Annotated in this window: 19 protein-coding genes; 7 read left to right on the top strand and 12 right to left on the bottom strand. The window is 72.7% G+C overall.

The annotated features are described in order from the left end of the window. Positions 1-114 precede the first annotated feature (114 nt). Entirely contained in the window at positions 115-780 is a 666-nt protein-coding gene (locus tag IMZ35_RS06465) for a hypothetical protein (RefSeq protein WP_199439992.1), read from the bottom strand. Between IMZ35_RS06465 and IMZ35_RS06470 the strand changes: the two genes are divergently transcribed. Beyond that, positions 733-3,099, top strand: a complete 2,367-nt coding sequence (locus IMZ35_RS06470; RefSeq protein WP_199439993.1) for a transglycosylase domain-containing protein — start codon at positions 733-735, stop codon at positions 3,097-3,099. The two genes, IMZ35_RS06465 and IMZ35_RS06470, sit on opposite strands and share 48 nt — an antisense overlap. A gap of 138 nt (positions 3,100-3,237) precedes the next feature. Beyond that, a complete protein-coding gene (locus IMZ35_RS06475) occupies positions 3,238-4,578 on the top strand; it encodes a cytochrome P450 (protein WP_307867808.1) in 1,341 nt (446 codons plus the stop codon). A 6-nt stretch (positions 4,579-4,584) separates the two neighbouring features. Here IMZ35_RS06475 and IMZ35_RS06480 read toward each other — a convergent pair whose 3' ends face one another. From IMZ35_RS06480 to IMZ35_RS06490, 3 genes are all read right to left on the bottom strand, one after another. Further along, positions 4,585-4,770: a hypothetical protein gene (locus IMZ35_RS06480; RefSeq protein WP_307867809.1), complete on the bottom strand. Its 186-nt coding sequence runs from the start codon at positions 4,768-4,770 to the stop codon at positions 4,585-4,587. A gap of 149 nt (positions 4,771-4,919) precedes the next feature. After that, positions 4,920-6,188 (bottom strand): PucR family transcriptional regulator, encoded by a 1,269-nt coding sequence (locus tag IMZ35_RS06485; protein ID WP_199439995.1) that lies wholly within the window; start codon positions 6,186-6,188, stop codon positions 4,920-4,922. Between the two features lie 159 nt (positions 6,189-6,347). Further along, positions 6,348-7,898: a ricin-type beta-trefoil lectin domain protein gene (locus IMZ35_RS06490; RefSeq protein WP_307867810.1), complete on the bottom strand. Its 1,551-nt coding sequence runs from the start codon at positions 7,896-7,898 to the stop codon at positions 6,348-6,350. 303 nt (positions 7,899-8,201) lie between these two features. Here IMZ35_RS06490 and IMZ35_RS06495 point away from each other — a divergent pair, with 303 nt between their 5' ends. The 3 genes from IMZ35_RS06495 (at position 8,202) to IMZ35_RS06505 (ending at position 12,498) form a co-directional block, all read left to right on the top strand. Then, the gene (locus IMZ35_RS06495) at positions 8,202-9,248 is read left to right on the top strand and encodes a LacI family DNA-binding transcriptional regulator (protein WP_199439996.1); all 1,047 of its coding nucleotides are present in this window, start codon (positions 8,202-8,204) and stop codon (positions 9,246-9,248) included. A gap of 34 nt (positions 9,249-9,282) precedes the next feature. Further along, positions 9,283-11,625, top strand: coding sequence for a beta-xylosidase/alpha-l-arabinosidase (locus IMZ35_RS06500; RefSeq protein ID WP_199439997.1), 2,343 nt, complete (start codon positions 9,283-9,285; stop codon positions 11,623-11,625). A gap of 75 nt (positions 11,626-11,700) precedes the next feature. Continuing rightward, entirely contained in the window at positions 11,701-12,498 is a 798-nt protein-coding gene (locus tag IMZ35_RS06505) for an SDR family oxidoreductase (protein ID WP_199440329.1), read from the top strand. A gap of 52 nt (positions 12,499-12,550) precedes the next feature. Here IMZ35_RS06505 and IMZ35_RS06510 read toward each other — a convergent pair whose 3' ends face one another. From IMZ35_RS06510 to IMZ35_RS06520, 3 genes are read right to left on the bottom strand one after another with little or no spacing between them, the layout of a single operon-like run. Continuing rightward, positions 12,551-14,230: an alpha-amylase family protein gene (locus IMZ35_RS06510; protein WP_199439998.1), complete on the bottom strand. Its 1,680-nt coding sequence runs from the start codon at positions 14,228-14,230 to the stop codon at positions 12,551-12,553. Continuing rightward, complete coding sequence (locus IMZ35_RS06515; protein WP_199439999.1) at positions 14,227-15,219, bottom strand: TIGR03885 family FMN-dependent LLM class oxidoreductase; 993 nt, start codon at positions 15,217-15,219, stop codon at positions 14,227-14,229. Before IMZ35_RS06515 ends, IMZ35_RS06510 begins: the two co-directional genes overlap by 4 nt. Positions 15,220-15,249: 30 nt before the next feature. Beyond that, on the bottom strand, positions 15,250-16,341 hold the full coding sequence (locus IMZ35_RS06520; RefSeq protein WP_307867811.1) for a carboxylate-amine ligase: 1,092 nt from the start codon (positions 16,339-16,341) through the stop codon (positions 15,250-15,252). 310 nt (positions 16,342-16,651) lie between these two features. On the opposite strand from IMZ35_RS06520, the gene IMZ35_RS06525 reads away from it, so the two are divergent. Continuing rightward, positions 16,652-17,779, top strand: a complete 1,128-nt coding sequence (locus tag IMZ35_RS06525; protein WP_307867812.1) for an AI-2E family transporter — start codon at positions 16,652-16,654, stop codon at positions 17,777-17,779. 4 nt (positions 17,780-17,783) lie between these two features. On the opposite strand, the gene IMZ35_RS06530 is transcribed toward IMZ35_RS06525, so the two are convergent. Together IMZ35_RS06530 and IMZ35_RS06535 are read right to left on the bottom strand one after the other, a co-directional pair. Continuing rightward, positions 17,784-18,329 (bottom strand): hypothetical protein, encoded by a 546-nt coding sequence (locus IMZ35_RS06530; protein ID WP_199440002.1) that lies wholly within the window; start codon positions 18,327-18,329, stop codon positions 17,784-17,786. A gap of 78 nt (positions 18,330-18,407) precedes the next feature. After that, a complete protein-coding gene (locus tag IMZ35_RS06535) occupies positions 18,408-18,923 on the bottom strand; it encodes a hypothetical protein (protein ID WP_199440003.1) in 516 nt (171 codons plus the stop codon). Between the two features lie 344 nt (positions 18,924-19,267). Between IMZ35_RS06535 and IMZ35_RS06540 the strand changes: the two genes are divergently transcribed. Further along, positions 19,268-19,825, top strand: coding sequence for a YceI family protein (locus IMZ35_RS06540; RefSeq protein WP_199440004.1), 558 nt, complete (start codon positions 19,268-19,270; stop codon positions 19,823-19,825). A gap of 78 nt (positions 19,826-19,903) precedes the next feature. Here the strand turns inward: IMZ35_RS06540 and IMZ35_RS06545 are convergent, their stop codons facing one another. The 3 genes from IMZ35_RS06545 to IMZ35_RS06555 all read right to left on the bottom strand — a co-directional run bounded on the left by IMZ35_RS06545 (position 19,904) and on the right by IMZ35_RS06555 (position 24,715). Further along, positions 19,904-20,506, bottom strand: a complete 603-nt coding sequence (locus IMZ35_RS06545; RefSeq protein ID WP_199440005.1) for an acetoacetate decarboxylase family protein — start codon at positions 20,504-20,506, stop codon at positions 19,904-19,906. A gap of 10 nt (positions 20,507-20,516) precedes the next feature. After that, on the bottom strand, positions 20,517-22,163 hold the full coding sequence (locus IMZ35_RS06550) for an FAD-dependent oxidoreductase (protein ID WP_199440006.1): 1,647 nt from the start codon (positions 22,161-22,163) through the stop codon (positions 20,517-20,519). A 119-nt stretch (positions 22,164-22,282) separates the two neighbouring features. Next, entirely contained in the window at positions 22,283-24,715 is a 2,433-nt protein-coding gene (locus IMZ35_RS06555; protein WP_199440007.1) for a glycosyl hydrolase 2 galactose-binding domain-containing protein, read from the bottom strand. Positions 24,716-24,724: the final 9 nt, after the last annotated feature.

A 24,724-nucleotide genomic window follows, 5' to 3' on the forward strand; every position in this document is an offset into this window, starting at 1 on the left:
TCCGTACGAGCAGGTCAGATCATCCGATCGGCCGCATGGAGGTACCCCCCTGCGCCTCCGCTGAGCACTTCCGGTGAAATTGGCACGCAACCACGAGGTGCACACGAACGTCTTTCAGCACGTGGTGCTCGCTTCGGCGAAGCACCGCGCCCGCGACATCTGCCACGACCGCCGCAACGGCGTGTTGCAGCGCACCGGTCTGGGAGGACCTCTTCCGTGAACGACGAGCACGACGACAGGCAACGCGGCCAGGAGCCGCAGTGGCCCACCGGCGACGACCCCGACGCCGGCGCCCCCGCGCGCCGGCCGGGCGGCCCGTCCGGTGCTCCCGGCCAGCCGCCGCGAGGTCTGCCGCCGCAGGGTCCACCGCCCCAGAGCCAGGCTCCCCGCACGCCCGGAGCGCCGGGGAGCCCGCGCGGACCCCAGCAGCCGGGTGCCCAGCAGCCGGGTGCCCAGCAGCCGGGTGCCCAGCAGCCGGGTGCACAGCAGCCGGGTGGCCAGCCGCCGCGGGGGCAGCAGCCGCCGCGGCGTCCCGGTGTGCCCGCCGGGACCGGTGGACGTCCGCCGGTCCCGCCGCCCGGTGGGCGCGGCGCCGTGCCCCCCGGCGCGGGCGGCCCTCCGCCGGGCGCTCGTCCCGGCGGTCCTCCCGTGCCGCCCGGTCGCGGTGGCCCGCAGCGCCCCGGTGCTCCCGCACGCCGTCCCGTGGACGAGCGGACCGACCTGCTGCCCCCGGTGGGCCCGCCCCCGTCGGGTGAGCGCGAGCCCGACCTGCTGACCCACCTCGAACCCGACGAGACTCCCGACGAGCTCTACGAGGACGAGTACGACGAGGACTACGACGACGTCGACGAGGCCGACGAGGTCGACGACGAGGAGCTGGAGGCCGGCGAGCGCGCCCTGCGGAAGAAGAAGATCTGGCGGCGGGTGCGCCTGGGCGGGTTCATCGCCCTGGGGTTGATGATCGTGGCGCCGGTGCTGGCGTTCGCCATCGCCTACCAGGTCCTCGACGTGCCGAACCCCGACGAGGTCGCGGCGAAGCAGAGCAAGGCGATCATCCTGCAGTACTCCGACGGCAGCGAGATGGCCAAGATCGCGCCGCCCGGCGCGAACCGCACGCCGATCACCTACGACGACTTGCCCGACCAGGTGAAGAAGGCCGTGTTCGCCGCGGAGGACCCGACGTTCGAGACGAACCCCGGCTTCGACGCCAAGGCCATCCTGCGCGCGGTGAAGATCCAGGTCACCGGCGGTGACAGCGGTGGCTCCGGTCTGACCCAGCAGTACGTGAAGATGGCCACCGCCGAGGACCAGAACTCGCTGAGCCGCAAGTTCAACGAGATCGTGCGCGCCTACAAGATGAGCCAGCAGCAGGACAAGAAGGACATCCTCACCGCCTACCTGAACACCACCTACTTCGGTCGCGGCGGTTACGGCATCAAGGCCGCGGCGGACGTGTACTACGGCAAGGACCTCAAGGACCTCACCTACTCGGAGTCCGCGCTGATCGCGGGCATGATCCAGAGCCCCAGCAAGTCCGAGCAGGACACCTACACCAGGGAGCGCTGGGACTACGCGATGGGTCAGCTCGTGAAGAACGGCTGGCTCACCGAGCAGGAGCGGGCGGCGGAGCAGTTCCCGAAGCCGAAGGCGCTCGACGAGAGCAACCAGAACGGCCTGTCCGGCGTCCGCTCCTACATCGGGACGCAGGTGATGGAGGAGCTGGGCGAGCAGGGCATCTCCGAGGACCAGCTCCGCGTGGCGGGCGTGACGATCAAGACGACGATCGACTCGAAGTCGCAGGACTCCGCCGAGGCCGCCGTGGCGAAGGTCATGGAGGGTCAGCCCGAGCAGCTGCGCACGTCGCTGTCCGCCGTGGACCCGAGGACGGGCGCGGTGCGCGCCTACTGGGCGGGCAAGGACGGCGCCGGAACCGACTACGGGCGCGGCGTGCTGCAGGAGCCGGGCTCGACGTTCAAGCCGTTCGACCTGGTGGCGGCGCTGAAGAAGGGCCAGGGCCTCAACGAGGTCTACGACGGCAGCTCGCCGAGGACGTTCGAAGGACGCCCTCCGGTCTACAACGCCGCGGGTGTCGTCTGCTCCGAGCAGTGCACCGTGCGCGAGGCGATGCTCAAGTCCGTCAACACCGTGTTCTACGAGATGGCGCTGGAGCGGGTCGGCACGAAGGCGGTGGCGCAGGCGGCGTTCGACGCGGGCATCCCGAAGAAGGCCCTGGGCGAGAACCTCCTGGTCAACGAGGAGGGTGGCAACCCGGACGCGAACATCGCCATCGGCGGTGGCAAGACGCTGGTGCGGCCGTTCGACATGGCCTCGTCGTTCGCGACGTTCGCCGCGGAGGGCGTCAAGCGCGACCCGTACTTCGTCGAGTCGGTCACCTACCCCGACGGAGCGTCGTTCTACGAGCACCGGAGCAACGAGAGCCTGGCGTTCGACTCGAACCCCGAGCAGAACAAGAAGATCGCGAACAACGTGACGGAGTCCCTCAAGGAGATCCCGTCCAGGTCGGGCATCGGGTGCGACGACGGCCGCGAGTGCGCCGGCAAGACCGGCACGCACGAGTACCCCAACAGCACGACGGAGAACTCGAAGGCGTGGATGGTCGGCTACACGCCGTCGCTGTCGGCGGCGGTGTGGGTCGGCACGGACAACCTGGAGAAGATCCGCGACAAGGACGGCAGCCCGATCTACGGCAAGGGCGTGCCGGGCAAGATCTGGCAGGCGTTCATGAACGGGGCGCTGGAGGGCACGCCGAAGGAGCCGCTGCCCGAGACCGAGCTGATCGGCAGGGCGGCTCCCCCGCCCACGACGGTCAGCCAGCCCACCACGACGACGGTCGTCACGACCTCGGAGGTCGTGACCACGAGCGAGGTCGTGGTGCCGACCGAGGAGCCGGAGGAGACCCCGTCGTCGATCCCGAGCGTCCCCAGCGGGCCGACCGGCCCCACCGGACCGACCGGGCCCACCGGGCCCACCGGGCCCACCAGGCCGACCGGGCCCACGGGGACGAGCGGCAACCAGGGCGGTGGCGGCAACCAGGGCGGCGGTGGCAACAACCTGGTCAGCCCGATCAGCGGCGGCTGACGACGCTCGCACGGTGACCAGGAGGGCTCGGCGCGGTGCGCCGGGCCCTCCTGTCCGTTCGCGGGGCCGATCTTCACCCGCCTGCGCAGCGCGCCGGGCAGCACAATGGCGGGGTCGGACCGGGGGGTGGTGGTGAGCGTGCCGAACGGGGTGCCCGGTCCGGACGGGTTGCCCGTCGTCGGATCTCTGCTGGGGATGCGCCGGGACGTGCTGGGTCTGCTGGAGGCGGCCAGGAGGGCGCACGGCGACGTGGTCCGCGTGTGGGCGGGTCCACCGGGGCTGCGGACCGTGTTCTACGCGGTGTTCTCCCCCGAGGGCGTGCGACAGGTGCTCAGCGGGAGGGCGGCGGACTTCCGCAAGGACAACCAGTTCTACGACGAGGTGCGGGCGAGCTTCGGCAACGGCCTGCTGACCAGCCAGGACGCCGATCACGTGCGCCAGCGCAGGCTGGTGCAGCCCGTGTTCACGCCCCGCGCGGTCGACGGCCACGCCGAGCGGATGGTGCGGGAGGTGCGCTCGACGGTCGCGCGCTGGGGCGACGAGATCGATCTCGGGCCGGAGATGACGGGTCTGACGCTGCGCGTCGTCACGCAGGTCCTGTTCGGCGCGGACGCGAGCGACGCGGAGCACGTGGTGCGGCGCTGCTTCCCCGTCGTCAACGCCCACCTCCTGCGGCGCGGCTTCGCGCCGTTGCGCACCCCGCGGCACTGGCCGACCCCCGCGAACCGGCGGGCCGCCGCCGCGCGGGCCGAGCTGTACGCCCTCTGCGACCGGATCGTGGCCGCGCGGCGGGCCGGGGACGGGGAGGACGACCTGCTGGGCAGGCTCGTGCGGGCGCGCGACGAGCGGGGCGACCGGCTGTCGGCGGAGGAGGTCAGGGACCAGGTGCTGATCCTGCTGCTGGCCGGGCACGAGACGACCGCCACCTCCCTGACCTGCGCCCTGCACCTGCTCGCGACGCACCCGGAGGTGCAGGAGCGGGTGCGGGAGGAGGTCGACCGCGTGGTGGGCGCGCGGGAGCCGCGGGCCTCGGACCTGCCGGAGCTGCGGTGCACGGCGCGGGTGCTCAAGGAGGCGATGCGCCTGTACCCGGCGATCCCGATGACGGGCCGGCGCTGCCACGAGGACGTCGAGCTGAACGGCCTGCACGTCCCGGCGGGGTCGGACGTGTTCGTCAGCCCGTGGATCACCCACCGGCACCCGGAGCACTGGGAGGCCCCGGAGGTCTTCGACCCCGACCGCTTCCTGCCGGAGAACGAGGCCGCGCGCCCCCGGTACGCGTGGCTGCCGTTCGGCGGCGGGCCGCGCGCGTGCATCGGTCAGCACTTCTCCCTGCTGGAGGCCGCGCTCGCGCTGGCCGTCGTGGTGCGGCACCGCGAACTGTCGGCCGTCGGCGACGGGCTGCCCGTCGCGTTCGGGGCGACCCTCCAGATCACGGGTCCGGTCCGGTGCCGGTTGAGGAGGCGCGCGCTCTCCTGAGGTGTCTCAGCAGCCGATCAGGCAGCGTTCGCAGGGCATCCCGCAGACGGTGTCCAGTACCTCCGCCTCGCCCTGCCGCATCCGCAGTCCGCACCGGGTGACGACCGCGTGCGGGAGGTGGTGCTGCTCCTCGACCACGATCAGGTGGCTGACCCGTCTGGTCTCTCCGACGACCCCCGGCCGGTACCGCACGGTCGCCAGTGTTCGAGCCGTTCCCAGCACCGAGAACCCCCTTCGCCACGTCGCGGTTCTGAGCGTAGGAGCGCCTCAGGGATTAATCTTCGTGCTGCGAGCCCGAAGTCCGAGCCGGGCGTTGGTCCGACAGGACCAAGGACGGTGGATCAAGCGGGCGACAGCACGGCGGTGCCCAGCCACCGGCACAGCGTGAGCGCCAGCTCGACCTCCAGCCGGTTCGCCGTCAGCGCCCGTCCCACGGCCTCCTCGGCCTTGCGCACCCGGTACTGCACGGAGTTCTTGTGCATCCGCAGCTCGGCCGCCGCCGCGGTGTAGCTGCCGCCGGAGGCGAGGAACGCGAGCAGCGTCTCCCGCAACCGCCGGTGGTGCTCGTCGTCGACGGCCAGCGCGCCGAGGGTGTCCGCGACCCAGCCGCGCGCGGAGTCCAGGTCGGAAGCCATCAGCGCCACCGATCCGACCTGGCCGAAGCTCATGACGGGCTCGGCGTGCTCGCCCGCGGTCATGCTCAGCGACTGCACGCGCAGCGCCTGCCGGTGGGTCCGGCGGAACCCGGCGACACCGGTGGCGGGTTCTCCCAGTGCGACTCGCACGCCCGTGGCGGCGGTGGCGCGCGCCCGTTCGGCGAGCTGGTCGGCGGAGGTGACCGCGTCCCCCAGCGGCAGCCACGCCCACGCGCTGGTCTCGTCGCACGGCACGAACAGCGGCCGGTCCACTCCGTCGACGTCCGCCGCGAGCGCGGTCGTGAACGTCTCCAGCTCACCGAGCGCGCTGCCCGTCTCCGGGGTGCCGACGTGCCAGGTCACGAGACCGACGTGCGTGCCGCGCAGCCGGTAGCCCAGGGGCGTCGGGTCGGTGTCGGACAGCTCGGCCACGTCGGTGTCGGAGGCCAGGACGCGCCGGACGCGCGCGGCGCGCAGGGCGCTCTGGTTGCGCAGCCAGCGGTCGCGCTCCTCGCCGTAGGCGATGACGACCTGCTGGGTGACCCGGTCGATGACGGCGAAGGTGGTGGTCACGACGCGGCGCACCATCGCGCCGAGCAGCTCGGGCTCCCCGACCTCGACCATCGCGACGGTCAGCGCGTTGTCCAGCACCGCCGTCTGCCCCACGTGGTAGGCGCGGATCAGCTCGTGGACGGGGGTGCCGCGCTGGGCGAGGCGGCGCGCGTACTCCAGGGCCGCGAGGGGCGCGTCCACCCTGGCCGGGTCGATGTCGTGCTGGAAGACCTGCATGGCGGTCTCGATGTTCTGCTGCACGCTGGAGGCCAGCAGGCTGACCATGCGCTCGTCGTCCTGGAGCAGGTGCGGGATCTGCTGCTCGTAGAGCTTGACCAGTTCGACGGTGAACTCGGCGGCCCTGGCGCTGAGGGCGCGGGCGATGCCCGCGACCCGCTCGACGACGAGTGACTCATCCACCACCGGGCCCACCATAGCGGCAGTGGATCACCCGTCCGTGTCAGCGGTGCGTCAATGCCCGGACACGCTCCGCCACGTTCACGCGTGTCCCGCCCGACGGGCCCGCCGTGCGGGCGGGACGAACCGCACGCACGACGGGCCACGTCACGAGGGGTGCCCGCGTCAGCCGCGACGCCACTTCTGGTTGGCGCCGCCGGTGCACTCCCACTGGTGGAGCTTGGCGCCGGAGGCGTTGATCCAGTCCTTCACGTCGACGCACTTGTTGGCCTGCGGGTTGACCAGGTCGCCCGCCGCGCTGAGCACGAACTGCTGGGCCGGGCTGCCGCTGCACCTCGCGAGCTGGATGCTCGCGCCGTTGTCGCGCGAGCCCCAGGCGACGTCCATGCACATGCCGAGCGCGCGGACCGTGCCGTCGGAGGCGAAGGTCCAGTTCTGCGCCCCGGTGCCGTTGCAGTCCCAGATCTGGAGCTGGACGCCCTCGGAGGCGTTGGAGTCGGGCACGTCCACGCACCGGCCGCCGTAGCCGATGATCCGGCCACCGCCACCGCTACCGCCACCGCTGGTGGTCAGCGACAGCCCGTAGACCGACAGGATCTCCCCGATCGGCTGGAAGTACATGGTGCCGCCGGTGGTGCAGTTGCCCGATCCACCCGAGGTGACGCCCTGGGCCTGGTTGCCCGCGACCCACGAGCCGCCGGAGTCACCGCCCTCGGCGCAGGCGTTGCTCCTGGTCAGGCCGGACACGGCGCCCTGCGGGTAGCGCACGGTCTCGTTCTTGCCGAGGATCGTGCCGCAGCGCCAGCCGGTGGTGCGGCCGGAGCGGCACACCGAGCTGCCGACGGCGGCCTCCTGGGAACCGGCGACCGTCACGTTGCCGCCGGAGTGGTTGTTCACCCACGGCTGCGGCGTCCAGGAGGAGTTGGTCTGCACCCAGCCGTGGTCGTCGCCGGGGAACGAGGAGCCGCGGAAGGTGCCCTGCGCGACGCCGTTGAACCCGGCGGTGGGGCTGCCGACCGCGCCGCAGTGCCCCGCGGTGACGAACCCGCCCTGCTGGACGGAGAAGCCGACGGAGCACAGCGTGTTGCGGTTGATGACGTACTCGTCACCGCCGCGGATGTCGTGCATCGGCCGCGGCGCCTCGCCCTGCGCGGCGACCACGCGCACCTCGTCGCCCGCCGCGCCGGACGCGGCGGCGAACTCGCGGGCGCTGTCCTGAGCGGCGGGGTCGGCCACCACGACGACGCTGTTGCTCGCGGGATCGACGTACCAGCCGTGGATCTGCTCGCCCGCCTCGGCGGCGACGCCGTCCAGAGTGGACTTCAGGTCGTCGAGTCGCTCCTCGCTGTGCTCGACCAGCTTCGGCTCGGCGCCGGCCTCGCGGACCGCGTCCACCTTGGACGGATCGGTCACGCCGACGACGAGCGCGCGCCCGTCCTCGGGCAGCCAGGCGCCGCCGAAGTCCGCCCCGAGCTCGGTGCGAACCTGCCGCTCCACGACGGGGGCGGCCGCCTCCACGGCGAGCCTGCCCTCGATCTGCTCGTCGGTGAGCCGCAGGTCGCGGCGCATCGCGTCGAGCATCTCGGGTGCGATGTCGAGCTTCTGGACCCCGGGGTCGGACGTCGACGGAGACGCCACCACGGAGGTGATGGGAAACGCGATCAGCGCGGCGGCCAGCGCCGCAGCGCCGGTGAGCGCCGTTGTCCTTCTCTTCACTTGTTGTCCTCGCACGTCACGGGGAAGCGGAGCCGAGCGGCACCGCGCAGGGTTTCCACGACGGGTGAGAGCGCTCTCAAACGGGAAGTGTCACGATCGGGACGCGTGGAGTCAACGGTGTGGCCACAATCCTGTGCGCACGAAAATAATCTCGCGATTCCCGCGACCGAGCCGACTCTTCTTTCGTCCTGTCCCGACCGGTTTCGAGCGGGTGAGCGCGCGAGACGAGCCGTGGACCGAACAACCGCGGATCATCGGCCGGATGTGCCGGACAGGCGTCTCAACGGACCGTAGACTGCCGCCATGCCAGGGAAAACCGACTCCTCGCAACCCGACGGCACCGTTCGCGGCAAAGTCACCATCGCACGCATCGCGGCCGAGGCCGGGGTGTCGGTCCCGACAGTTTCGAAGGTCATGAACGGCCGGGCCGACGTCGCCCGCGACACCCGCGAACGGGTCGAGGCGATCATCCGCCAGCACGGCTACCAGCGCCGCAACGACGGCCGGGCCCGGCGGGCCGACCTGCTGGAGCTGGTGTTCCACGAGCTGGAGAGCGCGTGGGCGCTGGAGATCATCCGCGGCGTCGAGTCGGTGGCCAGGGACAGCGGGGTCTCCGTCGTGCTGTCGGAGCTGCAACCGGGCTCCGGCGGGCGCGACTGGGCGGAGGACGTGCTGGCACGCCGTCCGGTCGGGGTCGTCTCGGTCTTCTCCGACCCCGGCGGCGTGCAGCTCGCGAAGCTGCACGCCCGGCAGATCCCGGTCGTCGTGGTCGACCCGGTCGGCGACCCCGGCGCGGACGTGCCGTCCATCGGCGCCACGAACTGGAACGGCGGCCTGACCGCCACCCGGCACCTGCTGGAGCTCGGTCACCGCCGGATCGCGGTGATCGGCGGCCCGGAGCGGGTGCTGTGCAGCCGCGCGCGCGTCGACGGCTACCGCGCCGCCCTGGAGACCGCGGGCGTCGCGGTCGACCCGGCGCTGGTCCGGCACGGCGACTTCCACGTCACCTCGGGCCAGCGGGAGGCGATGTCACTGCTGGAGCTGCCCGATCCGCCCACCGCCGTCTTCGCCGGCAGCGATCTGCAGGCCGTCGGGGTCTACGAGGCGGCGCGCTCCAGGGGGCTGCGCATCCCCGAGGACCTCAGCGTGGTCGGCTTCGACGACCTGCCGGTGGCGAAGTGGACCGGACCGGCGCTGACCACGGTCCGCCAGCCGTTGCAGGAGATGGCAGCCGCGGCGACCCGCCTGGTGCTGACGCTCGCCCGCGGCGAGCGGCCGGAGCACTGGCGACTGGAGCTGGCGACGAGTCTCGTCGTCCGGCAGAGCACGGCCCCGCCGTCGCGGGCGTAGTGGTTTTTCGATAGTTTCCGATACTGTTCGGGCCATGACCGATGATCGTGGTGAGGACATCTGGCGCGATCCCGCCGTGCCGCTCGACGCGCGGGTGGCCGACCTGGTCCGGCGCATGACGCTCCCGGAGAAGCTCGCCCAGCTCAGCTCGGTGTGGGTGAGCGCGTCGAGCAGCGGTGACGTCGTGGCCCCGCACCAGGACGACCTGGCCGAGGACACGCCGCCGTGGGCGAAGGCCACCGAGCACGGTCTGGGCCAGTTGTGCCGCACCTTCGGCACCGCCCCGGTCGAGCCGCTGGCCGGCGCGCGGTCGCTGGAGCGCACGCAGCGCGAGATCGCCGGGCGCAGCCGCTTCGGCATCCCGGCCCTGGCCCACGAGGAGTGCCTCGCCGGGTTCACCGCGTGGGGCGCGACGGCGTACCCCGTGCCGCTGGCCTGGGGCGCCTCCTTCGACCCGGACCTGGTGCGCAGGGTCGCCGCGACCATCGGCCGCGACATGCGCTTCCTCGGCGTGCACCAGGGCCTGGCCCCCGTGCTCGACGTGGTCCGCGACCACCGCTGGGGCCGGGTCGAGGAGACGATCGGCGAGGACCCCTTCCTCGTCGGCAGCATCGGAGCCGCCTACGTGCAGGGTCTGGAGGGCGCCGGCGTCGTCTCCACCCTGAAGCACTTCGCCGGGTACGCCGGTTCGCGCGCCGGGCGCAACCACGCCCCGGTCGGCGCCGGACCGCGCGAGATCGCCGACGTGGTCCTGCCTCCGTTCGAGATGGCGCTGCGCCTGGGCGGCGCGCGCTCGGTGATGCACGCCTACACCGAGATCGACGGTGTTCCCTCCGCCGCAGACGGAAAGCTCCTGACGACGCTCCTGCGCGACGAGTGGGGCTTCACCGGGACCCTCGTGGCCGACTACTTCGGCATCTCGTTCCTGCACGTGCTGCACGGCGTGGCCGCCGACGCGCGCGACGCCGCGGCGCAGGCGCTGACCGCGGGGGTGGACGTGGAGCTGCCCGCCGTGCGCTGCTACGGCGATCCGCTGCTGGAGCAGGTCACCTCGGGCGCGGTGTCCGAGGACCTGGTGGACCGCGCGCTCACCCGCGTGCTGCGGCAGAAGGGCGAACTGGGACTGCTCGACGGCGTCCCGACCGCACCGGACGTCGACGCGCCGATCGACCTGGACCCGCCGGAGAACCGCGAGCTGGCCCGCGAGCTGGCGAACGAGTCGGTGGTGCTGCTGGCCAACTCCGGCGTGCTGCCGCTGGAGCGGCCGGGGCGCGTCGCCGTCGTCGGCCCGCTCGCCGACGACCCGCACGGGATGCTGGGCTGCTACTCCTTCCCCAACCACGTGGGCGTCTCCCACCCGGAGGTCGGGCTGGGCATCGACATCCCCACGGTGCTCGACGCGGTGCGCGACGGGCTGAGCGACGACGTCGTGCACGCGCCGGGCTGCGAGGTCACCGGCGACGACCGCTCCGGCTTCGCGGAGGCGGTGCGCGCGGCGAGCGAGGCGGAGGTGTGCCTGGTCGTCGTGGGCGACCGGTCCGGGCTCTTCGGGCGCGGCACGTCCGGCGAGGGCTGCGACGCTCCCGACCTGCGGCTGCCCGGTGCGCAGGCCGACCTCGTGCACGCCGTGCTCGACTCGGGAACGCCCGTCGTGCTCGTGGTGTGCAGCGGCCGGCCCTACGCGCTGGGCGAGTTCGGCGACCGCCCCGCGGCCGTGGTGCAGCTGTTCTTCCCCGGCGAGGAGGGCGGCCCGGCACTGGTGGAGGTGCTCGCCGGGCGGGTGAACCCGTCCGGGCGGCTGCCGGTGTCCGTGCCCGCCCTGCCGGGCGCGCAGCCCGGCACCTACCTCACCTCGTTCCTCGGCACCCGCAACGACGTCACGAGCCTCGACCCGACGCCGCTGCACCCGTTCGGCCACGGGCTGTCCTACACCGAGTTCGCCTACCGCGACCTGCGGCTGTCCGAGGCGGAGGTCGCGGTGGACGGCGAGGTGCTGATCGGCTGCACGGTGAGCAACACCGGCGACCGCTCCGGCACGGAGGTCGTGCAGCTGTACCTGCGCGACCCGGTGGCGCAGGTGACGCGGCCCGTGCGGCAGCTCGCCGGGTTCGCCAGGGTGGACCTGGAACCGGGCGCGTCGCGGACGGTGTGGTTCCGGCTGCACGCCGACCGCACCTCGTTCACCGGCCGGGCCGGTCGGCGGATCGTGGAACCGGGCGACATCGAGGTCCACGTGGGCCGCTCCAGCACCGACACCCCGCTGTCCGGCTCGTTCCGGCTGACCGGGCAGGTGCGCGAGGTCGGTCACGACCGGGTGCTCGACACACCGGTGACGACGGAGACGCCGGTCGACGAGGGCGGGCTGCGGGCGTCCTGAGCGTTTCCCACCGGCCGCGGTGGGAACTCGATCGACGTGAACACTCCCATCGAACACCCCGGCCTGACCGAGGACATGAAGACCACTCCGGACCACGGCGAGCAGTCCTACACCGGACACGACCGGCTGCGCGGCAGGAGGGCCGTCATCACCGGCGGCGACTCCGGCATCGGCCGCGCCGTCGCTCTGGCCTTCGCCCGCGAGGGGGCCGACGTGGTCATCGCCTACCTTCCCGAGGAGGAGGAGGACGCGAAGGAGACCTCGCGGCTCGTGGAGGAGGCCGGTCAGCGCTGCGTGCGCGTGTCCGGCGACATCTCCGAACCGGACCACCCGGCGGAGATCGTCGACACCGCCGTGCGGGAGCTCGGCGGCATCGACGTGCTGGTCAGCAACGCCGCCTACCAGATGTCGCAGGCCGGCGGCCTGGAGGACATCACGGACGAGCAGTTCGACCGGGTGATGCGGACCAACGTGTACGCGATGTTCCGGCTGTGCAAGGCGGCTCTGCCGCACCTGGGCAAGGGCTCGTCGATCATCACCACGTCGTCGATCCAGGGCTTCCAGCCCTCGCCGGAACTGCTGGACTACGCCACCTCGAAGGGCGCGATCGTCAACTTCACCAAGGGGCTGGCGCAGAACCTCGCCGACCGGGGCGTGCGGGTCAACTCGGTGGCCCCCGGCCCGATCTGGACGCCGCTGATCCCGGCGACCATGCCGGAGGACACGGTGGAGAGCTTCGGCGAGCAGGCGCCGCTGGGGCGTGCGGGACAGCCCGCGGAACTGGCGCCGCTGTACGTCTTCCTGGCGTCGGACGAGTCGAGCTACGTCACCGGCGAGATCATCGGCGTGACCGGCGGATCGCCGATCACGTGAGGACGCGCGCGGGGGTGGCCGTGGACCAGCACCACGGCCACCCGCCGCCGCGTCAGACCGCCTCGGCGTCCTCCGGCGCGGTGGCGCGCAGCCAGCGACAGCCGTAGGGGCCGAGGGTCAGCGTCGCCACGCCCTCGTCGGACACCTCGGTCCGGCCGTCGACGAGGAGGTCGGTGAGCACGCACGAGTCGTCCAGCCCGTCGAGCTTCAGCTCCGGGCGCACCTCGCGGTCGGCGAGGTTGTGCAGGGCGACGACCGTGCCGGAGGGAGTGGAGCAGCGGTGCGCGAACACCGACGGCTCTCCGGTGTCGAGGACCTCGTAGTCGCCCCACGCGAGCTCCGGGCACTCCCGGTAGCGCTCGATCAGCATCTTGACCCAGGACATCAGCGAGTCCGGGTCGCGCTGCTGCGCGCTGACGTTGACGTGCTCGGGAGAGTAGTCGCCGCCGGGCACGGGGCCGGGGAACGACGAGGGGTCCGCGGTGGAGAACCCGGCGCCGCGGCCGGGCTTCCACTGCATCGGCGTGCGGACGGCGAGCCGGCCCTTCGCCTCCAGGCTCTCCCCCATGCCGATCTCCTCGCCGTAGAACAGCACGGGAGTGCCGGGCAGGGAGAACAGCAGGCTGTAGACCATGCGGATGCGCCGCTGATCGCCGTTCAGCATCCCCGGCAGGCGGCGGCGCAGCCCCCGGCCGTAGACCTGCACGTCCTCGCTCGGACCGAAGGCGGCGAACACCTCCTCCCGCTCGTCGTCGCTGAGCTTGTCCAGCGTCAGCTCGTCGTGGTTGCGCACGAACGTCGCCCAGTGCCCGTCGCGCGGCGGCTCCGGCCGCTCGCGCAGCGCCCCGGCCAGCGCGCCGGCGTCACCGCGCGCCAGCGACAGGTACATCTGCTGCATCCCGATGAAGTCGAAGCACATCGTGAGCTCGTCGCCCACGCCCTCGGGGTCCCCGAAGAACTTCGTCGTCTCCTCGTAGGACAGGTTGACCTCGCCCAGCAGCACGCTCTCCCCGTTGCGGCGGTTGAGGAACGCCCGCAGGTCGGCGAGGTAGTCGTGCGGGTCGGGCAGGTCCTCGGAGTCGGGCAGGCCGTCGGTCTCCAGCAGGAACGGCACGGCGTCCACCCGGAACCCGGACAGGCCCAGCTCCATCCAGAACCCGCAGATGCGGGCGATCTCGTCGCGCACCTCGGGGTTGGCCACGTCCAGGTCCGGCTGGTGGGAGTAGAACCGGTGCAGGTAGTACTGGCCGGTCTTCTCGTCCAGCGCCCAGAGGCTGTCCTCCTCGTCGGGGAACACGACGCCCTCCGGCCCGTCCTCCGGCGGCTCGTCGCGCCATACGTACCAGTCGCGGAACTTCGAGTCCCGGCTGCTGCGGGAGTCGACGAACCACGGGTGCTGGTCGGAGGTGTGGTTCACGACGAGGTCGGCGATCACGCGCATCCCGCGGTCGCGGGCGGTGCGCACGAACTCCACGAAGTCGCCGAGCGTGCCGAGCCGCGGGTCGACGTTGTAGTAGTCGGTGATGTCGTAGCCGTCGTCGCGGTCGGGCGAGGGGTAGAACGGCATCAGCCACACGCAGGTCACGCCCAGGCGTGCCAGGTGGTCGATGTGCTGGGTGAGGCCCTGGAAGTCGCCGCACCCGTCGCCGTCGCCGTCGGCGAAGGTCTCCACGTCCAAGCAGTAGACGACGGCGTTCTTCCACCAGACGTCCGAGGTCCTGGTGAGCTTCACGAGGCCACCGCCACGGCGGGCGCGGGCTTCGTCGGGTTCAGCTGCGGCAGCACCTCGGAGCCGAAGGTGTCGATGAAACCGCTCAGGTCCTGCCCCACGTGGTGCAGGTAGATCTCGTCGAAGCCCAGTTCGGCGTAGGTGCGCAGCAGTTCGGTGTGCCGGCCGAGGTCGGAGGAGACGGTGACCACGGAGGTGATCTGCTCGTCGCTCACGTGCTCCGACACCGCGTCGAAGTGCTCGGCGGTGTCCAGGTCCCAGCACACGGGCGGCGGGAAGACGTTGCTGCGCCACTGGTCGCGGGCGATGTGCAGCGCCTGCTCCTGGTCGGGCGCCCAGCTCAGGTGCACCTGGAGGTGCAGCGAGCCGCGACCGCCCGCGTCGCGGTAGGCGCCGACCATCCGGCGCAGGGTCTCCACGGGGGCGTTGACCGTCACGAGACCGTCCGCCCACTGCGCGCACCAGGCCGCGGTGCGCTCGCTGACCGCCGCGCCGATGAGCGCCGGCGGCTGCTCCGGCCTGGTCCACAGCCGCGCGCGGTCCACGGTGACCAGGCCGTCGTGGCTGACCTCCTCGCCCGCGAGCAGCGCCCGGATGATCTCGACGCACTCCAGCAGGCGCGCGCTGCGGACGTCCTTGCGCGGCCAGGCGTCACCGGTGATGTGCTCGTTGCTGGCCTCGCCGGTGCCCAGAGCGGCCCAGAAGCGGCCGGGGTACATCGCCGCGAGCGTGCCGATGGCCTGGGCGATGATCGCCGGGTGGTAGCGCTGCCCCGGGGCGTTGACGACGCCGAACGGCAGGCTCGTGGCCTGCAGAGCGGCGCCGAGCCACGACCACGCGAAGGCGCTCTGGCCCTGCCGCTCGCTCCACGGCGAGAAGTGGTCGGAGCACATGGCGGCGGTGAACCCGGCCTGCTCGGCCAGGGTCACCGCCGCCAGCAGATCTGACGGGTGGATCTGTTCGTGAGAGGCGTGCACGCCGAAGACGGTCATGTCGGCACGTTTACCCACCCGGCGCGAACGTCAAGCAGAACCGCTCTCGGCGGTCAGCAGGGCCAGCACGTCGGCGAGGTCGCCGCGCCTGGCGTACGCGGCCTGCTGCCGCTGCGCGCCGCCGCCGTTGCGGTCCAGCCCGGCCAGGGTCCGCTCGGCGAACTCGACGTCGCCGCTGGCCTCCAGGACCGGGCGGACGTGCTCCAGCAGCTCGGCGACGATGCCGCGCACCGGGACCAGCTGCCCGTTCACCGGGTGCAGCACGGAGCCGCCGAAGCCGTCGCGGGCCGCGCGCCACAGGTTGCCGCGCAGCACCTCCTGCGGCAGGCGCGGCGCGGGCACCCCGTCGTCGATGTCGTGCAGCGCCCTGGTGACCAGGCCGCGGGAGAACAGCGCGACCAGAGCGGCCTCCTCGGGCGTGGCGGCGACGTCGCACACCCGGAACTCCAGGGTGGGGTGCGCCTCGGACAGCCGGACGTCCCAGTAGACCATCGCGCGGTCGAGCATCGCCTCGCTGCGCAGCAGCGCCTCGACGCTGGACTCGTAGTGGTCCAGCGAGTCGAACAGCGGCGGCGGGCCGGCGGACGGCCAGCGCGACCACAGGACGTGCCTCCAGCTCGCGTAGGCGGTGTCGACGCCGTCGAAGAACGGCGAGTTCGCCGTCAGCGCCAGCAGCACCGGCAGCCACGGCCGCAGGTGGTTGCTCACCCGCACAGCCGTCTCGCGGTCCGGCACGGCCACGTGGACGTGGTTCCCGCAGGTGCTGCCGGTGCTGGCGATGGCGCCGAAGTGCTTGGCCATGCGGCGGTAGCGGAGGTTCGGCGTGATCTCCGGCGGCTGGTTCTCCGACAGGATCGGCGTGCCGCTGGGGATCAGCCGAGCGCCGGAGGACGCCGCCTCCTGCGCCAGCCGCTCACGCATCTCGCGCAACTGCTCGACGATCTCCTCGGCCGTCGTGCAGATGCCCGTCGCGGACTCGACCTGCGCACGGGCCAGCTCGCGCTGGATCTCGCCCTCCGTGTCGTCGGGATCCACCTCGTCCACCACGGCCGGGCCGACCGGGCACAGCTGGCCCTCCTGGTCGACGAGGAGGAACTCCTCCTCCACACCGACCGTGAGCACGGGTTCATCACCTGAGCGACTGGATCTCATGGGGTGCGAGTATCCGAATTCACCGCGCGGCAAACGACGACACCCCGGTGCGCGGGCATGCCGGGGCCGGCGGGGCGAACACCCGACGCGACACCCGGCGTCGGCGTTCCGCGGTGTCGTCGGCGGCGCGGCGCGCAGACCGTCCTCTTCGGACGACGAGCGGCGCGGGTGGACCGGACGGCCAGCGCGGAGACCACCCGGTTTTCCGCTCCGCGGCTCCGGGTAGTCACCGCGCATGTCGCAGGCGCGGGACAACGCTCGGGAAGGCCACCACGACGCCGTGGGGCAACCGCACGACGAGAGCGAGGGTCCTGTCGCGGAAGCCGAGGCCAAGGCCGCGCGGATGCGGTCGGACGAGGAACCCCTCGGTCAGCCCGGCCGTCCGCTGAACCGCCGCTCTCCCTTCTACATCGGCATGACCGCCACGGCGGGCGTCGCCGTCACCTACGCCCTCGCGCAGGCTGTGGTGGCCACGCGCGACGCGCTGGTGCTGATCGGGGTGGCGTTCTTCCTCGCCGTCGGGCTGGAGCCGGTGACGTCGTGGCTGGTGCGCCACCGGTTCCCGCGCTGGGCCGCGGTCACCACCGTCCTGGTGACCGTCGTGCTGGTGGTCGCCGGCTTCCTCACCGTGGTGATCACCCCGCTGGTCGACCAGTCCACGCAGTTCTTCTCCCGCTCGCCCGACCTGCTGCGCTCGCTGGAGGACAAGAGCTCCGTGCTCGGCCAGCTCAACGTGCGCTTCCACCTCCAGGACCGCGTGGAGCAGTTCGTCCAGGACCGGCAGGAGGCCCTGTTCAACGGCCTGCTCGGAGCGGGGCGCATGGTGTTCAGCGCGGTGACGAGCACACTGGTGGTGCTGACGTTGATGGCCTACTTCCTCGCGGAGCTGCCGCGCATCCGCCAGGTGCTCTACCGGCTGGTGCCGCACTCCCGGCGTCCCCGCGCGATCCTCATCGGCGACGAGATCTTCGCCAAGATCGGCGGGTACGTGATCGGCAACCTCCTCGTGTCGGTCGTCGCGGGCGTCACGACGTTCGTGTGGCTGCTGGCGTGGGAGGTGCCGTACGCGGTGCTGCTGTCGATCGTCGTGGCCGTGCTGGACCTGATCCCCGCGGTGGGCTCGACCATCGCGGGCGTCGCGGTGTCCCTGGTGGCGCTGACGGTGTCGCCCGCCGCGGCGATCGCCACGGCCGTGTTCTTCGTGCTGTACCAGGCGGTGGAGAACTACCTGGTGGTACCGCGCGTCATGGGCCGGGTGGTGCAGATCCCCGACCTGGTGACGGTCGTCGCGGTCCTCGTCGGCGGCTCGCTGCTCGGCGTCGTGGGCGCGCTGGTGTCGATCCCGCTGGCCGCCGCGCTGCTGCTGATCTTCCGCGCCGTCGTGGCGCCGCGACTGGACGCGATGTGACGCCCTACTCCGCGGGTGCGCGTCCCACCGCAGCGCGCCCGGCCTGCTTCGGCTGCGGCTTGGGAGCGGGGACCTTCACCGCCGGCGCCGGGGGCTTCGCCTCGGCGACCGGCTCGGCGGGCCGGGCGGGCACCGGCGGTGCGGGCGGCGCGGTGCGGCGGTTCTCCGGTCGCAGCGCGACCTGGCTGACCCAGTAGCGGAACTGCCGCTCCCCGCCGACGAGGGGCGTCGCCGCGATCTTGTCCAGGTCGGCGTAGGTGAAGCGCTTCTCCCCGGACAGGAAGTCGTCCACGGCCAGCGCGTACAGGTCGGCGGCCGCCTGGTGCGACAGCCACAGGTGCCGCGCCACGTCCGCGTCGGTTCCCGCGGCCAGCCGCGCGACCTCGTCGCGGTCCAGCGCGAGGTGGTTCGCGCGGTCGACGACGTGACGCAGCAGCGCCTGCCGGGCACGCAGCGCGACCCGTGCGCGCAGGGTCTGGAGGTACGCGGCGATCAGGCCCAGGACGCCGACGGCGATCCCCGCCCAGGCGAGCGGATCGGGAGCGGGCACTTCGTTCTCCTCGGAGCCGGGAACGGGGAACGGCGGTGACTGCGCGAGCACAGTACTTGCCCCCGGCCCGGACGGGCGTCAGACCCCGGCCCCGCGCTGGTACGCGTAGTAGGCGTCCCCGGTGTCGCCGTCGAGCGCGACGAACGACTCGATGCGGGCCGTCGCCGCGCGGATCAGCACGACGAGCACGTCCAGGGCGTGCTCACCGCGCAGCAGTTCCACCGCGGCCGGCAGGACGTCCGCGCCCGCGACGAGCCCGGCGAGCAGGTCGGTGGCCGCCGCCGCCGCTCGCTCGCACACCACCTCGCCGGGCGGGACGCCGAACGCGGAGTCCAGCCGGGTGCCGCGCACGACGCCGCCGCGCGGGAACCCGTCCAGGACGATGTCGGTGAGCACGTCGACCGCGGCCAGCGCGGAGGTCTCCACGCGCAGCAGGTTCTGGGCGATCAGCAGGAGGGTGGCGATGTCCTTGCGGTTGAGCGCGCCCACCGCCGCGAGGGCCTCGACGCGGGCCCGCTCGACCTCCTCGACCGGTCTCGGCACCGCGAGACGCCGGTTGTGGCGGCTCGCCAGACCGGTGTGCAGATCGTCCACGCCACCTCCCGATGATCGTCGAGGCCGGATCGAGTCTAAGCAGGACATCCACGCACCGAGGCCGAACGCTCACACATCGTGACCGAAAGTGTCACGGCGGCGGGGGTGCCGCCCTCCGCGCACCGCACGCCGACGCGGTGGCCGAGCACGGTGGCCGAGCACGTGGACCGAGCACGTGGACCAGGGCGAGCCCCCTCCGGCGGGGTTCGGCGTTCACCACTTCGAGGTCGACGACGGTGAGGCACCGATCACACCCCGGAGACCGAACGGAATGGTTGACACATCAACACAGTTCCCCTACATTGTCACTTGAAGATTCAAGCAGACCTGCGGAGGAAGCAACCATGACCACGGCCACCGATCTCACCCAGCTCACCGGCGACTACACCATCGACCCGAGCCACTCCCGGATCGGCTTCGTGGCGCGGCACGCGATGGTGACCAGGGTGCGCGGTTCGTTCAACGCCTTCGACGGCTCGATCCACGTCGACGGCACCGACCCCGGCCGGTCCACCGCCAAGGTCGTGATCAAGGCCGAGAGCATCGACACCCGCAACGCCGACCGCGACGGTCACCTGCGCTCCAGCGACTTCCTGGCGCTGGAGCAGTACCCGGAGATCACCTTCGTCTCCACCTCCGCCGCGCAGCTCGACGACACCACGTTCCAGCTGACCGGTGACCTCACCATCAAGGACGTGACGAGGTCGGTCACCATCGACTTCGACTTCGAGGGCGTCGCGCAGGACCCCTTCGGCAACACCCGCGTGGGCTTCGAGGGCTCCGTGGTCATCAGCCGCAAGGACTACGGCATCACCTGGAACGCCGCGCTGGAGACCGGCGGCGTCCTGGTGTCCGACAAGATCACCCTGGAGTTCGAGATCTCGGCGATCAAGAACGCCTGATCGCTCCGCACCTCCGCCGGACGGGCGGTTCCGGTCGCGCCGCACGCGCGACCGGAACCGCCCGTCCGGCTGTCGGGGTCAGCGACGCGGTCCGAACCGCAGCCGGAAGTCCCGCAGCGACAGGCTGATCACCGGACGCAGCCCGGCCAGGTGCCCCAGCGGCCCGTCGGGCGCGAAGGTCGTGTCGACCCTCGTCAGCTCCACGGCGCTGGTCGAGCGGACCGGCGTGACGGCGAGCCGCCCGGCGAGCGCCTGCGCCGTGCTGAACGCGGCGGGCCACCGCCCCGGCAGCCTCCGGCGGGGCACGACCGTCGACTCCGCGATCAGCGCGCCCGCGAGGCGCGCGCGCAGCGTCGCGCCGAACTCGAACTCCGCGAGGTCCTTCGGGATGCCCCACAGCGCGCGACCGCCGTCGCGCGACTCCGGGCTGTCGACCCAGATGTCGGTGATGCTGACCCGCGGCCGCGCGCCCTGCCGCACCGCGACCGCGCACAGCAGTTCCCGGTAGGACAGCACGCCGCCGGGTTCGTAGTCGACCCACGCGGTGCCCACCAGCGGCCGCCCGCCGAGGAGGACCGGCCGCACGCCGCTGGGCAGGGCGGGCAGCGTCGACAGCGGCGGGCGCCACAGCGACAGGTGCAGCTGGCCCCGCAGGTCCCAGGGCTCGGGCGGGTACGGCACGACGGCTCCTCTACACGGGTGTGATGGGCAGGCGCAGCGCGCCGGGCGCGGACGACGGGACGACGGGGTGGCGAGGTGCGACCGGCGCCACCCGAGCGTAGGGGGCGCCGAGCGGTGGCCGCGGATCGGCGTCACCCGCGTTGGGCCAGAGCGCCGTGGCCCGCTCCGCCTGCGCGGTGATCGTGAGCGACGGGTTCACGCCGGGGTTCGCGGAGATCGCCGACCCGTCGATCACGTGCAGGCCGGGGTGGCCGTACAGCCGCTGGTAGGGGTCGACGACCCCGGTCTCCGGCGTGTCGCCGATGACGCACCCGCCGATGAGGTGACCGGTCGACGGGACGTCGACCAGGTCGGCGGACGTGCCGCTCGGAACGCCGTCGATCTTGTCCGCCACCCGGCGGGCGACGTCGTGCCCGACGGGGATCCACGTGGGACTGGGCTCGCCGGCACCGGGCGCGCCGACCAGCCGTCCGCGCCGCAGCCGGGTCGTGACGGAGTTGTCGAGCGACTGCATGACCAGCAGGACGATCGTCTGCTCCGACCAGCGCCGGGGATCGTGCAGCGCGACCAGGTCCCGTCGCCGCCGCCACATCTCCCGCAGCCCGTGCAGCCAGCGCGGTCGCCGGTCGCCGTCGACGAGCACGGCCCCGAGCAGCCCGAGCAGGTTGCTGCCGCGCCCGTAGCGCACGGGTTCCACGTGCGTGTGCTGGTCGGGGTGGATCGACGAGGTGATGGCCACCCCGCGCGAGAAGTCCACGTCGCGCCGCCGCGACCGGGCGGCGAGCAGCGCCTCGGAGTTGGTGCGGGTGAGCGTCCCGATCCGCGGCGAGATCCCCGGCAGCGCACCCGAGTCGCGCATCCGGTGCAGCAGCCGCTGCGTCCCCAGCGCCGACGCGGCGAACACCACCTGCCCGGCGGTGAAGGTCCGCCGCCGGGTCACCACGGCGTAGCCGTCGCGCAGCGGGCGCACGGCGGTCACCTCGGTCTCGGGGTGCACGACGGCGCCCGCGCGCTCGGCGAGGTGCAGGTAGTTCTTGGGCAGCGTGTTCTTGGCGTTGTGCCGGCACCCGGTCATGCACTCCCCGCAGTGCAGGCAACCCGAGCGGCGCGGGCCGAGACCGCCGAAGAACGGGTCCTCCACGATCTCGCCGGGTGCGCCGAAGAACACCCCGACCGGGGTCCGGCGGTAGGTGGAGCCGACGCCCACGTCCTCGGCGACCTCCCGCAGCACCTCGTCCGACGGGGTCGTGAGGGGGTTGGTGGTCACCCCCAGCATCCGCCCGGCCTGCTCGTAGTGCGGGGCGAGCTCCGCGCGCCAGTCGGTGATGTGCCGCCACTGCGGGTCGTCGTAGAACGACCGCGGCGGCTCGTAGAGCGTGTTCGCGTACACCAGCGACCCGCCGCCGACCCCGGCCGCGCTGAACACGAGGAGCTTGCCGAGCAGGGTGATCCGCAGCATTCCGCGGCACCCCAGGCGCGGCGCGTACAGGTAGTCCCGCACGTGCCAGGAGTTCTTCGGGAACGACGACTCGTCGAAGCGCCGACCGGCCTCCAGCACGCCGACCCGGTAGCCCTTCTCGGTCAGGCGCAGCGCGGACACGCTCCCGCCGAACCCCGAACCGATGACGATCACGTCGTGGTCGACGTCCTGCGACATGCGCGCCCCCTGCCCCCGCGACACGTGTGACCGGGTGGTCATACCCGAGGTCCCACCGTGGCGCGTGCCCGGCCCGGTGTCAAGGACGCGGGCGGTGGAACCGTGCTCCGCCCGCTTGATCAGGCGTGCAGCTGGTTGGCGGTGCGCAGCACGTCCGGCGCCAGCAGCTCGGCCGGATCGACGGCGGCGTCCGTGCGCACGAGGAACGACGCGGACTCGCCGGGCAGCAGCGTGACCAGCATCCGATCGGTCACGGCGTCCGGCGCGACCCGGTCCGCCAGCACGGACACGTCCACCAGCAGGGCGCGCGCGGTCACGTCCACCCGGTACCCGCCGTCCACCCGGCGGGCCGCGGCCTCCGGGGCGGTCGCCGGCAGCCGCCGCTCCAGGTCGGAGCCGAAGAACCACAGCGCCCGCTCCGCGCCGTCCGCCGTCGCGATCAGCAGTTCCGAGCCGGGGTCACCGGCCTCGACCACGAGGAGCGGCAGGAGCAGCACGAGGGTGCCCCGCGCCGGGACCGCGGCGGGGAGCACGACACGGGCCAGCTCCTCGCCCGAGAACGCCACCCGCCTCACGCGCACGTCGGTCCGCAGCTCCGCGGCGGTGTCGTTGACCAGCACGGCGGCCAGGCCGTCGGCGCGGGGCTGCACCGTGAGCAGCCGGTCGGCGTAGGCGCGGCGCAGCGCGTACCAGGCCGGCTTGCGCCGTCCGTCACCGTCCACGACCGCCCACGAGGCCACCGGCCAGCAGTCGTTGAGTTGCCACAGCACGGTTCCCGCGCAGCGCGGGGACCACGAGCGCAGGTGCTCGACGCCCGTGCTCACCGCGTGCGCCTGGTTGAGCTGCGTCGCCCAGAACCAGTCCTCGAAGCGCTCCTGCGGCGGGAAGTGCTCGTCCAGCCGGCGCTGCATCTTCGCCACGCCGTCGTCCGCCTTCTGGTGCACCGCGACGCCGTGGCTGTCGGGCGCCATCGGGTCGTCGTGCACGGCACGGGTGAGGGTCGCCCACGTCGGCGCGCCCTCGAAGCCGAACTCGGCGGCGAAGCGCGGGACGTGGTCGCGGTAGTGGACGTGGTCGCGCTCGTTCCACACGTCCCAGACGTGCGTCGTGCCGTGGTCCGGGTCGTTGGGGTGGACGTCGGAGGAGAACGACCACGGGCTGCTGGGCACGTAGGGCCGGGTGGGGTCGAGCTCGGCGACGATCCCCGGCAGGACGTCGAGGTAGTAGCCGAGCCCCCAGGTGCGGTCGCCCAGCTCCTCCTGCCAGCCCCAGTCGTGGTAGCCCCAGACGTTCTCGTTTCCGCCGTTCCACAGCACGAGGCTGGGGTGCGGGGACAGCCGGGCGACGGCCTCGCGGGCCTCCGCGACGACCTCGCCGTGCAGCGGCTCCTCCTCGGGGTAGGCGGCGCAGGCGAAGAGGAAGTCCTGCCAGGACAGCAGACCCAGCTCGTCGCACAGGTCGTAGAAGTCGTCGCTCTCGTAGATGCCGCCGCCCCAGACGCGCACCAGGTTCACCCCCGCGTCGACGGCCTGGGCGAGGCGCTCGGCGTACCGCCGCCGGGTGACCCGGTGCGGGAAGCAGTCGTCGGGTATCCAGTTGACGCCGCGCGCGAAGACCACCTCGCCGTTGACGACGAACCGGAACGGCGTGCCGATCTCGTCCGGCTCGGTGTCGAGGCGGACGGTGCGGAACCCGGTCCGGCCGCTCCACGAGTCCAGCTCGGCCGAACCCGACCGCAGGGACACCCGCACGGGGTAGAGGGGCTGCTCGCCGCGGCCGCGCGGCCACCACAGCTCCGGCTCGGGCACCTCGACCTCGACCACGCCGGTCTCCGCGTGCAGGACCGCCTCGGCGGCGTGCTCCCCCACCGCGGCGGTGACCAGCAGCGGTTCCGCGGTGTCGCGCCGCACGTCGACGTGCACGCTCACCCGGCCGACGCCGTCGTGCACCGCCGCCAGCGGGCGCACGCGCGCGAGCCGCGCCGCGGCCCACTGCTCCAGCGCGACGGGACGCCAGAGGCCCGCCGTGACGAGCTGGGGTCCCCAGTCCCAGCCGAAGTTGCAGGCCGCCTTGCGGACGAAGTTGAACGGCAGGGAGTTGACGTGCGGACGGTGTCCCAGCGCGTCCCGCACGCCCTCGGCGTGGGCGACGGCCGAGGTGAACGTGACGACCAGCTCGTTGGGACCGGGCCGCAGCAGGTGGCGCACGGCGAAGCGGTGGGTGCGGTGCATGTTGGCGGTGCGGCCCACCTCGGTGCCGTTCAGCTCCACCCGCGCCACGGTGTCCAGCCCCTCGAACACCAGGTCGGCGTGGTCCAGCCCCTCCTGCGGCCGCCACCGGAACGTCGTGCGGTACTCCCAGTCCGCGCGGCCGATCCAGGCCAGCAGCGCCTCGTTGTCGTCCAGGTACGGGTCGGGGATCAGCCCGGCGGCGAGGAGGTCGGTGTGCACGCACCCCGGAACCCCGGCCGGCACGACGGCGCCGGTGATCTCGGCCGGCGTCTCACCACCGACCGGTCGCAGCGTCCAGCCCTCGTGCAGCGGTGTCCTCATGAGCGGTCC

Source organism: Umezawaea beigongshangensis (assembly GCF_016464305.1).
Classification (GTDB): Bacteria; Actinomycetota; Actinomycetes; order Mycobacteriales; family Pseudonocardiaceae; genus Umezawaea_A; species Umezawaea_A beigongshangensis.

What these genes read in the sequence shown, in the direction of transcription:
- IMZ35_RS06495 (WP_199439996.1), top strand. Translation starts at nt 8,202, where the DNA reads ATGCCAGGGAAAACCGACTCCTCGCAACCCGACGGCACCGTTCGCGGC.
- IMZ35_RS06500 (WP_199439997.1), top strand. Translation starts at nt 9,283, where the DNA reads ATGACCGATGATCGTGGTGAGGACATCTGGCGCGATCCCGCCGTGCCG.
- IMZ35_RS06505 (WP_199440329.1), top strand. Translation starts at nt 11,701, where the DNA reads ATGAAGACCACTCCGGACCACGGCGAGCAGTCCTACACCGGACACGAC.
- IMZ35_RS06515 (WP_199439999.1), bottom strand. Translation starts at nt 15,219, where the DNA reads ATGACCGTCTTCGGCGTGCACGCCTCTCACGAACAGATCCACCCGTCA.
- IMZ35_RS06540 (WP_199440004.1), top strand. Translation starts at nt 19,268, where the DNA reads ATGACCACGGCCACCGATCTCACCCAGCTCACCGGCGACTACACCATC.
- IMZ35_RS06550 (WP_199440006.1), bottom strand. Translation starts at nt 22,163, where the DNA reads ATGTCGCAGGACGTCGACCACGACGTGATCGTCATCGGTTCGGGGTTC.
- IMZ35_RS06555 (WP_199440007.1), bottom strand. Translation starts at nt 24,715, where the DNA reads ATGAGGACACCGCTGCACGAGGGCTGGACGCTGCGACCGGTCGGTGGT.